Origin of the sequence: Sphingobacterium micropteri (assembly GCF_014692515.1) — a bacterium.
Taxonomy (GTDB): Bacteria; Bacteroidota; Bacteroidia; order Sphingobacteriales; family Sphingobacteriaceae; genus Sphingobacterium; species Sphingobacterium micropteri.
The window spans coordinates 90,380-102,930 of record NZ_JACOIK010000007.1; the positions used below are offsets into that span (position 1 = coordinate 90,380).

Annotated in this window: 12 protein-coding genes; 7 read left to right on the plus strand and 5 right to left on the minus strand. The window is 40.7% G+C overall.

The features are described from left to right. Window positions 1-10: 10 nt before the first annotated feature. Window positions 11-1,153: a DNA polymerase III subunit gene (locus H8B06_RS10810; protein WP_190994300.1), complete on the minus strand. Its 1,143-nt coding sequence runs from the start codon at window positions 1,151-1,153 to the stop codon at window positions 11-13. A gap of 122 nt (window positions 1,154-1,275) precedes the next feature. Here H8B06_RS10810 and dnaN point away from each other — a divergent pair, with 122 nt between their 5' ends. From dnaN to nadD, 5 genes are all read left to right on the plus strand, one after another. Then, window positions 1,276-2,397: a DNA polymerase III subunit beta gene (gene dnaN / locus H8B06_RS10815; protein WP_190994301.1), complete on the plus strand. Its 1,122-nt coding sequence runs from the start codon at window positions 1,276-1,278 to the stop codon at window positions 2,395-2,397. Between the two features lie 10 nt (window positions 2,398-2,407). Then, entirely contained in the window at window positions 2,408-3,076 is a 669-nt protein-coding gene (locus tag H8B06_RS10820) for a DedA family protein (protein WP_190994302.1), read from the plus strand. An 85-nt stretch (window positions 3,077-3,161) separates the two neighbouring features. After that, window positions 3,162-4,037 (plus strand): YicC/YloC family endoribonuclease, encoded by an 876-nt coding sequence (locus H8B06_RS10825; protein ID WP_190994303.1) that lies wholly within the window; start codon window positions 3,162-3,164, stop codon window positions 4,035-4,037. A gap of 2 nt (window positions 4,038-4,039) precedes the next feature. Further along, window positions 4,040-4,615: a guanylate kinase gene (gmk, locus tag H8B06_RS10830; RefSeq protein ID WP_190994304.1), complete on the plus strand. Its 576-nt coding sequence runs from the start codon at window positions 4,040-4,042 to the stop codon at window positions 4,613-4,615. A 14-nt stretch (window positions 4,616-4,629) separates the two neighbouring features. Then, a complete protein-coding gene (nadD, locus tag H8B06_RS10835; RefSeq protein WP_190994305.1) occupies window positions 4,630-5,214 on the plus strand; it encodes a nicotinate (nicotinamide) nucleotide adenylyltransferase in 585 nt (194 codons plus the stop codon). Window positions 5,215-5,365: 151 nt separating this feature from the next. Here nadD and H8B06_RS10840 read toward each other — a convergent pair whose 3' ends face one another. Next, the gene (locus H8B06_RS10840) at window positions 5,366-7,600 is read right to left on the minus strand and encodes an ATP-binding protein (protein ID WP_317170888.1); all 2,235 of its coding nucleotides are present in this window, start codon (window positions 7,598-7,600) and stop codon (window positions 5,366-5,368) included. A 256-nt stretch (window positions 7,601-7,856) separates the two neighbouring features. Between H8B06_RS10840 and H8B06_RS10845 the strand changes: the two genes are divergently transcribed. Continuing rightward, complete coding sequence (locus tag H8B06_RS10845; RefSeq protein WP_190994306.1) at window positions 7,857-9,392, plus strand: PAS domain-containing sensor histidine kinase; 1,536 nt, start codon at window positions 7,857-7,859, stop codon at window positions 9,390-9,392. Continuing rightward, a complete protein-coding gene (locus tag H8B06_RS10850) occupies window positions 9,392-9,769 on the plus strand; it encodes a response regulator (RefSeq protein ID WP_190994307.1) in 378 nt (125 codons plus the stop codon). The genes H8B06_RS10845 and H8B06_RS10850 overlap by 1 nt, the downstream gene beginning before the upstream one ends. On the opposite strand, the gene H8B06_RS10855 is transcribed toward H8B06_RS10850, so the two are convergent. Genes H8B06_RS10855 through kduI form a run of 3 tightly spaced genes read right to left on the minus strand, consistent with a single transcriptional unit; the run spans window position 9,770 to window position 12,539 of the window. Next, entirely contained in the window at window positions 9,770-10,534 is a 765-nt protein-coding gene (locus H8B06_RS10855) for an SDR family oxidoreductase (RefSeq protein WP_190994480.1), read from the minus strand. 17 nt (window positions 10,535-10,551) lie between these two features. Next, entirely contained in the window at window positions 10,552-11,679 is a 1,128-nt protein-coding gene (locus H8B06_RS10860; RefSeq protein WP_190994308.1) for a DUF4861 family protein, read from the minus strand. An 8-nt stretch (window positions 11,680-11,687) separates the two neighbouring features. After that, the gene (kduI, locus tag H8B06_RS10865) at window positions 11,688-12,539 is read right to left on the minus strand and encodes a 5-dehydro-4-deoxy-D-glucuronate isomerase (protein WP_190994309.1); all 852 of its coding nucleotides are present in this window, start codon (window positions 12,537-12,539) and stop codon (window positions 11,688-11,690) included. Window positions 12,540-12,551 lie beyond the last annotated feature (12 nt).

A 12,551-nucleotide genomic window follows, 5' to 3' on the forward strand; every position in this document is an offset into this window, starting at 1 on the left:
ATTCTTTCCTTTATATATATTGAGTCCCTTGTGGGAACGTTTGATATTTAAATATTAAAACTAATTGCAAAGATAAATCTAAAAATAGAATTTTAGGATTAGCATTGCGTTCTACTTTATAATGTGTTTTTTCCAGCAAACCAATAGCGGGCTCCAATTGTTCGCTTTTAAAATTTTCACTGAATTTCTGGACGAAATCCAGCTCTTGTCCCTTTAAAAGTACTAATTGTGAAAGCCCCGTTTGTGTTAATAACACTTGGCGCAGCACATTAATGGTGTAAAGTAAAAAATTTTTTTGATTTTCTCGGCCTAACCGAGGAAAATCCTCCTCACAAAAACGGATAATATTCAGCCCCGAATCGGTGACAATGAATCGTAACCAGTTGATGAGCAAATCGAAATAAGGGTGCGTATCTTCATCTAGAAGATCTGTCGCCGTTTGTATGTTACCATCAGCTATAAAAGAAATTTCTTGTGCACGATCTTCGGAGATTGCCTTTTCGGTGATTAGATACTGTTTCACATCATCGGGCGAAAATTTTGGAATTTTTACCAGCTGGGTACGCGATATGATGGTGTTCAATATGCTGTCTTGATTTTCCGATACGAGTATAAAAAGTGTTTTTTCGGGAGGTTCCTCAATCAATTTCAATAAAGCATTTCCCTGTGTTTGGAGGTATTCCGGCAGCCACATCACCAATACCTTGTATTTGCCTTCAAATGCTTTCAAACTAAGCTTTTTAATGATGTCGTGGGCTTCTGCAATATTGATGTTTGCCTGCTTGTTACCCGCTTCTAGCTGATGACGCCAGTAATCCAATCCCATATAAGGATTTTCCAGAAAGGCCGTGCGCCAAGCTTCTAGGTACGTGGTGGCAACATCTTTTTCTCCACTTGCAAAAAATGGATAAGAAAAATGCAGATCGGGATGAATCAGCCGTTGATATTTCCGACAGGCGCTACATGCTCCACAGCTATCATTTTCCGACGGTTTTTCGCAGTTGATGTATTGCGCATACGCAACAGCTAAGGCCAAGCTTCCCGACCCTTCGGGACCAAGAAATAGTTGCGCATGGCTTACCCGATTGTCTTTTACGGTTTGAACCAAATGCGCTTTAATCGTGCGATGACCTATAATATCCTTAAACTGCATGTCTATGTAACCCCACAAAGGTACTAATTAATTAATTTGCGATAAGAATTAACACGTATTCAGGTATAAAATATAGATTCTTTTGTGTAATATTGCATATAAAAATCTATAAAATTCAGGAAATGAGATTTATTGTATCCACGTCAATTTTATTAAAACAACTACAATCAATTAGCGGCGCTTCGAGTAGCAGTACGGTCCTACCTATTCTTGAAAACTTTTTGTTTGAAATCAAAGATAACTTGTTGACCATTTCAGCTACAGATTTACAGACGAGTATGGTTACTTCTTTGCAGATAGAGGCAAAGGAAGAAGGGCGAGTGGCCATGCCCTCCAAAATCTTAATAGAAACATTAAAGACGCTTCCTGATCAGCCGGTTGCATTTTCTGTGGATACCAATACGTTGGCCATTGAGATTAGTGCCGGAGATGGAAAATACAAATTGAGTGGAGAAAATGCCGACGATTTTCCGAAAATTCCGATAGTTGATAATGTATCTACGGTGGCGATAAGTGCATCTATTCTTTCAGAAGCCATTACCAAAACGCTTTTTGCCGTGAGTAACGATGAATTGCGCCCGGCAATGTCTGGGGTGTTGGTTCAATTGGCCGAACAAAATATCACGTTTGTGTCTACAGACGCTCATAAATTAGTTCGCTACCGCCGTACAGATGTGCGCACAGAGAAACCAACATCTTTTATTTTACCTAAAAAGGCATTAACACTATTAAAATCTTCGCTTCCATCCGATGATGCCACTGTTTCCATTGAATACAATAACACCAATGCATTTTTTCAATTCGGAAATATTCATTTGATATGTCGTCTCATTGATGAGCGCTATCCAGACTACGAGGCAGTTATCCCGCAAGTTAATCCAAATAAGCTAACGGTAGATAGATTGTTGTTTTTAAACACCCTTCGCCGTGTCGTTATCTTTGCAAATAAAACGACGCACCAGGTGAGACTAAAGATTTCAGGCAGCGAATTACATATCTCGGCAGAAGATTTGGACTTCTCGAACGAAGCACACGAACGTCTAAATTGTCAATTTGAAGGTGAAGATATGGAAATTGGATTTAATGCTAAATTTTTGGTAGAAATGTTAAGCAATTTAAATTCAAGCGAAGTCGTTATTGAAATGAGTACACCAAACAGGGCCGGATTATTGATCCCTGCTGTAAAAGAAGACAACGAAGATATTTTGATGTTGGTGATGCCGGTTATGTTGAATAATATCTAAACTTGTCATTTTGGAAGTAATATATTCGCTAATAGACTTTATTCTCCATATCGATAAACATCTTGTGGAGATTGTGAATGATTATCAGACGTGGACATACCTTATCCTGTTTTTGATTATTTTTATTGAGACAGGGATTGTCGTCATGCCTTTTTTACCGGGAGACTCCCTTTTGTTTGCTGCCGGGATGTTAGCCGCACAGCCCAATGAATTGAATGTCTGGATTCTGATAGCCCTTCTCTTGATTGCCGCTATTGCAGGAGATTCAATGAATTATTCTATCGGGAGGCGTTTTGGCATGCAGATAACCAAATTCAAATTATTTGGAAAACGTGTTGTAAAAGACGAACAGATCGAAAAGACGCATTCTTTTTATGAAAAATATGGTAGCAAAACGATTGTTATTGCGCGTTTTGTGCCTATTGTGCGGACGTTAGCTCCGTTTGTGGGCGGGATCGGCAGAATGCACTATGGTACATTTTTAACCTATAATGTGGTTGGAGGCTTTTTATGGGTCGTAGGTATCACATTGGCTGGGTATTTTTTAGGTAATATTCCTATTATTCGGGATAACTTTTCGAAAGTAGTGTTACTCATTATTTTCCTTTCTGTTCTACCGATTATTTTCGAGGTAGTCAAAGAGAAGATAAGCAGCAGAAAAATAAAAAAGGAAGCGTAAACTTCCTTTTTTGCTTTTTATAGGATTTCCCCAAAATATTAAAACCTAATTCCTTATAGATAAAAGTCTTTTTCTACCTTTGCGTATGATAAAATCTATGACAGGGTACGGTATAGGCAGCCATGAAAATGGAAAAGTCAAATATACCGTGGAATTGAAATCCCTCAATTCCAAATTTCTTGAGCTTAGTTTGCGTTTGCCGAAAATTGTTTCAGATCGGGAATTGACACTTCGCACCGAAGCCAGTAAATTGATCGAACGGGGTAAGGTAAATATCTCGGTCTCCATCGAATATGTTGATCAAACGGCAAAAGCTTCGACGATTAATGCAGCACTCTTTAAACAATATTATAAGCAATTACAAGAAATAGCACAAGATGTGGGGGAAACTAATGCCTCCCTATTTGAAATGGCACTCGGCATGCCGGAGGTTGTAAGTGCGAATGAAGATACGGTAGATGAAGAGGAGGGAAAAGTACTGATGGGCGCCTTTTATACGGCAATAGCACATTTTACCAAGTTTCGGGAGGATGAGGGCGACGTGTTGAAGAGGGATCTGGAAAGTCGCGTGCATCTAATTCTTTCCTACCTATCGCAAGTGGAAGAAGTAGAAGGGAACCGTATTCCCTTAATACGGGAGCGTTTGAGCCATTACCTCGATGAAGCTGTAGGAAAGGAAAACGTAGATATGAATCGCTTCGAACAGGAGATTATCTATTACATAGACAAGCTGGATGTCACCGAAGAAAAAGTTCGCTTAAGAAGTCATTGTAATTACTTTATCCAAGGATTGAATGCCAGTGATTCCAATGGGAAAAAATTAGGCTTTATTTCGCAGGAGATGGGTCGGGAAATTAATACCTTAGGATCTAAAGCGAACGATGCTAATATACAGCAGATTGTTGTCCGGATGAAAGAAGAATTGGAAAAGATAAAGGAACAGCTACTTAACGTGTTATAAAAATGAGTGGAAAATTGATTATATTCTCAGCTCCTTCCGGCGCAGGAAAAACGACTATCGTTAGGCGGTTGTTGTCTAATCATGGAGATAAAATAGCGTTCTCTATATCTGCTAGTACACGGGAACCTCGGATAGGAGAGATCGACGGGAAAGACTATTATTTTATTTCCAAGGAGGATTTTCTGCATAAAATCGCTAAACACGAATTTATCGAATTTGAAGAAGTATATGCTGGGACCTTCTACGGAACATTGAGAAAAGAGGTAGAACGTATTTGGTCGTTGGGAAAATCCGTTATCTTCGATATTGATGTGGTAGGTGGTCTCCGTCTGAAATCTAAATATCCTGAAGAAGCTCTCGCCATCTTCGTAAACCCGCCATCGTTGGACGTGCTGAAAGAACGTTTGAGAGGTCGGGGAACAGACTCCGAAGAGAAATTGCAGGAACGTTTTGCGAAAGCCGAGCTGGAACTGAGCTATGCCGATAAATTTGATGTGGTGTTAAACAATTTTGATTTGGAAACCGCCTGTACAGAAGCGCAAGCACTTGTGCTGGATTTTTTAAATGAAAATAAATAAGTTAGCGAGTTAGAATGGCAAATAAAAAAGTTGGCTTATTCTTTGGCTCATTCAATCCTATACATATCGGGCACCTGATTATTGCCAACTATATGGCCAATTATACGGAACTTGATGAGGTATGGTTTGTGGTATCCCCCCAAAACCCATTTAAGGACAAGAAGAATCTCGGAAATATGTACGACCGCTTGGAGATGGTCAATTTGGCCATTGAAGGTGCCGAAAGGCTACGGGTGTCTGATATAGAGTTTTCGTTACCCCAACCCTCTTACACCATCGATACCTTGATCCATTTGGTAGAAAAGTATCCCACAAGGGAATTCGCTTTAATTATGGGGGAGGATAACCTCGCCAATTTTCATAAATGGAAAAATGCCGATATTATTCTTCGTGATTATCCGATTATCGTCTACCCTAGGCCGGATTATGATGGGGGAGAACTTAAACAGCATCCATCCGTTACCATCACGGAAACCCCTGTGATGGAGTTATCTTCTACCTTTGTTCGTCAAGCCGTAAAAGCCGGAAAAAGCATCCAGTTTTATGTACCGGATAAGGTTATTGAGTTTATCGATAAAAAAGGACTTTATCTGCGTTGATAAAACCCCTTGGGTTACTTTATATTACATACTCAATGTAGTTTGGTTTCCCGAACAAGGCTAAGCTTCGTTCGCCGTAAAGCAGAACAAAATGCTACAGCTATTTCGCTTATTGTACGAGATAGGCGTTTAATTGCGGCGAGAGAGCAAGCTATTGGTGTCGAACAAAATCCACCCGGAACAACGTACCTTTGCCAACTTCGCTTTCTACGGCAATAGTCGCATTTAATCTATTGACAATCCTTTTGACAATAGATAAACCAACACCAGAACCTTCATAACCCGTCGAATTTGGCATACGACGAAAGATCTCAAAAATATCACTATTATCTTTCAAATCCATGCCGATACCATTGTCTTCAATAAAGTAGGATATATGGCTATCGTCTATTTGGCTATATACATTCACACGAGGTTGTTGTTCCTTTCCGCTATATTTTATAGCATTACCTATTAGATTTAAGAATAACTGAAATAGTAATGTTCTTTCGGCTAATACGGGATAAACTTCCCCAAGTTCAAAATGTAGATGATGTACGTTATGTTCCTGCTTGGCTGTTTCTACAATAGATAGAATATGTGCTGTTGGATCAATTAAATAAGGTTTCAATAAGACAGCGCTTGAGCTCGCAAATTCTTCATGCATCTTATCCATCATCTCGGCCATCAACTGCGCGGCATCCAAAATATTGGTACTACACCGCTTTAAAGATGCCTCGCTTAAATCGGATTTCATTTGAATCATCTGTGCGGAAAGACGAATAGCAGACAGCGGGTTTTTAAGATCATGCGTCAACGTATAGCTATAGGTATCCAACGTATTATTTGCATTCACCAGTTCTTCGTTTAGTCGTTGTATCTCTCCAGCTTTTTTAGCCAAAACCTGTTGTACTAAAAGGACGATACGTTCGATAAACTGGATTTCCCGTTGTTCCCACTTGATGGCTGTGCTTTGGTTGATTTGTTTCCAAGCCTCGAAAGAAGTACGTGGAGAAGGAAACTTCTGATTGCTAACGGGGTCATACTGTATGATTTTTTCGGGTTTACCCGCCCATACTTCTTCTATTCTATGCTCTTTCCGAAAAAATAACAAGGTCCAAGAGGAATCGGGAACAAGGTTTGCTTTAATAATCCCGGGGAATAGTGGTTCGCTGGTTTGCAGTCCCTCTGTATAGGTAAATTCATGCGTAGCGAATACGTTTTCCTGCTGTTCGTCCAATAGTTTGTGAATGGCAGCGATATGTTGTTCTGCTGGTACATGACCAAACGAAAGTTGTTCTTTATGATTGCCAATCCACATGCCGTCTGCGGCCAGCTTGTGCGTTAATCGATGTGCGAACTTGTTAAAAGTGGCCAGTAAGTCATTAGTTAACCACAGCTTCTCTTTCAGCTCTGCTTCCAGCTGACTCGTTAGCTCGATATATTGTGTTTCCTGTTTCCGACACATAGCCAGATAGTAATTGACTGCATACTGTGTCAAAAACGTGCAAGCGTGTCTTTGCGCGAGATCAACATGCTTGGGTAAGACGTTTTGGCAAGCTACCAAGCCCCAAAGTTCGCCATCCACGATAATAGAAAAGCTAGCACTTGCCCGAACTTTAGCATTTCGTAAATACTGGAGATGTATAGGAGATAGCGCCCGTACGCTGCACCGGGTAAGATCTATATCTTCTTCTGTTGATTGTACCAAAGGACTAACCATGCTTTCGGTATCGGCAGTATGGCGGGCTAAGAACTCTTTATACAGCGCCCGTGCCTGTTTTGGAATATCAAATTCCGGATAGCGATATCCCAAAAGTGAATCCAGACTGTGGCCAATCGATTCGGCAATTACCTGACCACTTTTATCCTCCTTAAAACGATAAATCATGACGCGGTCAAACTGGATAATTTCCCTGATCAGCTGTGTAAGCGATTTCCAGACATCACTGTCCTCGCGTTCGAGATGTTTAGCGTAGTAATAGAGTTTTGTTTGTTTTAGATCAAATCCATTGCTCTGTTCTATTTCGAGATACAACTTTTCTGCATGTCGGTAAATACTAACATAGTAATCAGAACCATCCAGATCTACCTTCTCTACAAAGCGGTAAAATACGGGATCTGCGATTTCTTCTCTAAAATGCTGAAAAAGTGTATTGTATTTTGGCAAAAGAAAATCCAGAAGTTCGTCTATATTCTTTCCGATCAGACTAGATGCCGTGCAGAGCCAACGTTGCTCTATATTTTCGCTAGCCGCGACACATTGTTCATGTCCGTCAAATATAAACAGGTAGCCGAAAGATTGAATCTTTCCGCAGGTATGTATTCTTTCCTCATGACAGTCGATATGCCGCATACGTTCTCTCCTTTCTAAATAGTAGCCGACAAACCACCGTGCAGTAAGCACGCGTATTAATATTTTGGTCGCAATAAGTTTTATGGAAAAACAAAAACGGATTGAAACGTTTTCAAAACTACGAAAAATTTTTAAGTTAATATTTAAATTGCTATTCTATAGACTTTGGAAAATTTAGGAATTTATTGTCTGCAATAAATTGATAGGAAACAGACCAAAAACTATTCGCTCTTTCGAGCGTTCATAAATAAACTGTTTTTGTTCTTGAAACCAAGATAGTGAAAACAAAATAGTGAAAAAAACAGGTATGTTACAAAGTGATAAACGAGATAACGAGACACGAAACAACACAGGGCTAGATCCCCTGATATACGCCGCGTTGGATGCAAGTTCGGCCGGTATTATCATTACAGATAATAGGCTTCCCGATAACCCCATCATTTATAGTAATAAGGCATTTGAACGGATTACCGGATATACATCTGATGAGGTTATTGGGCATAATTGTCGATTTTTGCAAGGGGGAGAACGCAGACAGGAGATACGCGAAGCTCTACGTGAAGCGATTGACAAGGGCATAGGTATTACCGTAGAGATCAGAAACTATAAGAAAGATGGCGATCTTTTTTGGAATGAACTTTCTATTTCTCCCTTAAAAAATGATGATGGGGAAATAACCCATTTTATTGGTGTTCAGAATGATGTAAGTCTTCGTAAAAATGCAGAGGAAAAATTGCTATTTGAGCGACAGCAGGTGGAAAAGAAAATTAATGAAAGAACAGAAAATCTGAGGTTAAACGAAGAATACCTTAAAAGTATTATCCAAACAATCCGGGAAAGCCTTGTCGTGCTCGACCCCGATTTAAACGTGCTTACGGTTAATGAATCTTTTCTTCGGACATTTAAAGTCACGCCTTCTGACACAGTTGGAAAACAACTTTTCGACTTAGGAAATAGACAGTGGGATATTGATGGTTTACGGATATTGCTAGAAACAATATTGCCGACAAATAATCCTGTTTTGGATTTTGAGGTAGAGCATGATTTTCCACACATTGGGAAGAAAACGATGTTATTGAATGCGCACCGAATTGAACTCGAAGGAGATTATAAAGACCGCATATTGCTGGCTATAGAAGATGTCACCGACCGACGTTCAATCGAAAAACGAAAAGATGATTTTCTCTCCATAGCGAGTCATGAGTTGAAAACACCGCTCACGGCGGTAAAAGGATATATACAATTAATCAGAAGATTAATGCCAAATGACAATAAGAAACTCAATGAAGTTGTGCAGAAATCAGTCAGTCAGATTGAACGATTGGACAAGCTCATTGTCGAGCTTTTGGATGTATCGAAAATCCAATCAGGAAATCTAGATATCCATCATAAAAAGTTTGATTTCGATCAGATGGTCCGTGATACCATAGAGCATATTCAATTTAATAGTGACAACCATACGATAATTTTGAAAGGAAGCACCGGGGTTGTTTATGATGGAGATGAAACGCATCTAAGTCAGGTGGTCGGAAATCTTGTATCGAATGCCATTAAATATTCTCCTTCTCAGAAGCAGGTTCATGTTTACTTATCCCGATTGAGAGGGCATATTAAGTTTTCGATTACAGATTCTGGCGTGGGAATTGATCAAAAGGATCAAAAGAAGGTATTTGATAGGTTTTATAGGGTTGGTGCAGTAAAAGAAAAATTTGCGGGGATGGGAATGGGGTTATATATCTGTGAACAGATTATTAAACAGCATGAAGGGGTGATATGGGTAGAAAGTGAATTGGGAGAAGGGTCAACGTTTAGTTTTACACTTCCTATAAAAGAAAAGCAGTAATGGCACGGAAAAAAATATTCATTTGTGACGATGATAAAGGCATTTCCGAAATGTTGGAAATGATATTTGAATTTATTGATGCAGATACGATTGTAGAGACGAATAGTTTAAATGCTTATGAAAGGTTGCGCCATTATAAACCGGATGTTCTAATTGTAGATTTATGGATGCCAGTCATTTCAGGTGATTTGTTGATTCAGAAAATAAGAAAGGACCGGGATTTGAGCAATATATTTATTTTATGTATATCCGCAAGTCGCGATGGTAGAACCATCGCGCTTGATGCGGGGGCGGATATGTTTTTGCCCAAACCCTTCGATATGGACGACATCCTTAGTATTGTGGAGGATGCGTTGAAAATCGAATCGGCTAATTAATTATCTGCCCATCCAGCCGCCATCGACGGTTAGGATTGTACCGTGTACATAATCCGAAGCCTTGGAGGCCAAGAATACGGCAGGACCTTTAAAGTCTTCCGGTTCACCCCAGCGCGCCGCAGGGATACGTCCGAGAATAGAGGCCGAACGTTCTGGATCATCGCGCAGAGCCTCTGTATTATCTGTAGCGATATAACCTGGAGCGATTGCATTCACGTTCACACCTTTAGATGCCCATTCGTTGGCAAAAGCTTTGGTCAATGAACCAATCGCACCTTTAGATGCGGCATAACCCGGTACATTGATACCGCCCTGGAATGTTAATAAAGAAGCGGTGAAAACAATTTTTCCGGAACCGCGAGCAATCATATCCTTCCCGATTTCACGGGTCAGCACAAATTGTGCATTTTGATTGATTTCGATAATTTGATCCCAATATTCATCAGGGTGTTCCGCAGCGGGTTTACGTAAGATGTTGCCGGCATTATTGAACAAGATATCAATGACTGGATGGTCTTTTTTAACTTGCTCAATGAATTGATAAAGCGATTCGCGATTGGCGAAGTCACATTGATAAGCATAAAATTTGCGTCCGATGGCTTCTACGGACTGGGCAACTTTGGAATTTTCCAATTCTAATGTTGCCGATACGCCGATAACATCAGCACCTGCTTCCGCAAGAGCCTCTGCTAAGGCTTTTCCGATTCCGCGCTTGCAGCCTGTAACTAAGGCCACTTTTCCGGATAGATCAAATGTATTTAGAATAGACATTTTTTATGTTTTTATTTTAGTTTAACAACCAAAGGATTTTTTAATTTTTCGACTTGTTTTTCGACAAGGCTCTTCCATTCGTCGGCAGAAGTCACCTGACCCGCTTTGTTCCAGGCGGCGCCATTGTAATATACAAAGGGCTTATCCTGCTGAACTTCAGTGCCCAGTAAAAACTGGGTATTATCGTTATCGATAAATGTGGGTTTGTTTTCATTTAATATTAATGCCGTTCCGGTTTGGCCATGCCCCTGGATATCTGGCTCCCAATAAGCCAAGCTACCGTTTGATTCGTTAAAGTCGTATTGCGGTTCGCTTTCTCCTCGTCTTGCTAAACCAATAACGACAGGCGTGCTTTCCGACTGCTGGTTTTCAAGATCTATAATCACTTTGTTGAAGTGTTGGCCGGCATCGAGGGATATCGTTTTGGTCAGGGAAATGGTCTGGCCGTTTAGTTCCTCTGGTTCAAAGCTAAGCTTGAATGTCGTCCGAAGTGGTCCATTGTCTAGTATTTGGTATTCCCGATAGTGTTTGGTGAAATGCACTTTACCATCAAAATAAGGCATCATATCGCCCGCACCCACGGTTTGCCCTACCGAATAATAGTCGAGTCCTTCGCCATGGTCGGTATGATAGTCATTCTCCTTATACCATTTGTCTATCACCAATTCTTCTGTTCGCTTTGCCCATACATCCATGCCTTGTGCATCATCTGGTCGTCCCTCTAGCGCTTTGCCATACATACGAAAAGCAAGTACATTGTTTTCCCAGGCGAAATCGTCAAAACGCTCCGGCACAAAGCGAGCAAAGGTTTGTGCTTTGAACGCCGGTTTGGCCTCCTGTTTTGTTACAGATAGTGTAACTTCACCTTTCGCATCTACAGGTATCCAAATCAATACATTTTCAGGGGTGGTGTTTCCTCTTTTTTCCAGTTGATAGGGAAGCTCGGTCTCGGCATCCATCAGCTTGACTGAAAAGATGGAGTCTACATCAAAATGTGCTGTAAACTCATCATATGGAATACTAATAAGCTCCTGGCGCGCAATATCCGTTGGATTATTTACAACAATGCCTTTCTGCTGCTCAGCGCAGCCGGCACTTAACAAAGCACAAGCAAGGATTGACCAAATCGTTTTCTGCATCGCTGTTGCTATTTTAAATCCGTTATGGCACATTTATCCATATCATCGTAGTCCAGGTTTTCACCGGCCATTCCCCAGATAAACGTATAATTACTGGTTCCCGCGCCCGAATGTATAGACCATGGAGGAGATATCACAGCTTGCTCGTTTTTCATCCAGATATGACGCGTTTCGTCAGTTGGCCCCATAAAATGAGAAACGGCTTGATCTTTTGGTAGATCGAAATAAAAATATACTTCCATACGGCGGTCGTGCGTATGGGACGGCATCGTGTTCCAAACGGAACCTGGTTGTAGTTCTGTCATACCCATTTGCAGTTGGCAGGTATCCAAAACTTTGTGTAGTAACATCTGGTTGATAACGCGGTGGTTTGCTGTTTCCATCGCGCCAAGTTCTATTTTATTTGCTTCGGCTTTGGTCACGCGCTTTGTTGGAAAACTGTGGTGTGCCGGTGTAGAATTCAGATAAAACTTCGCTGGATTAGCGGTATCATTGCTGCTGAAAAAGACTTCTTTTGCACCTTTTCCGACATATAAAGCTTCCTTGTGCCCGATCTCATAGACCGTACCGTCGACTTCGATCTTTCCGTCGCCACCCACGTTGATAACACCTAGCTCCCTTCTGGAAAGAAAATAGGGTTCCTTTAAAAGCTCGTCTATCGTCTCTAGTTGCAAGCGTCCGTCAACCGGCATTGCGCCACCGGCCATATAACGGTCGTAGTGGCTATATACAAAATGGATTTTATTTGGTGCGAAAACGGTTTCGATCAGAAAGTTTTCACGAAGTCCTTTGGTATCCAACGATTTTGTTTCGTTGGGCCCAATCGCATATCGACTCTCGAAAATGGTGTGGTTTGCCATAATATGATAATG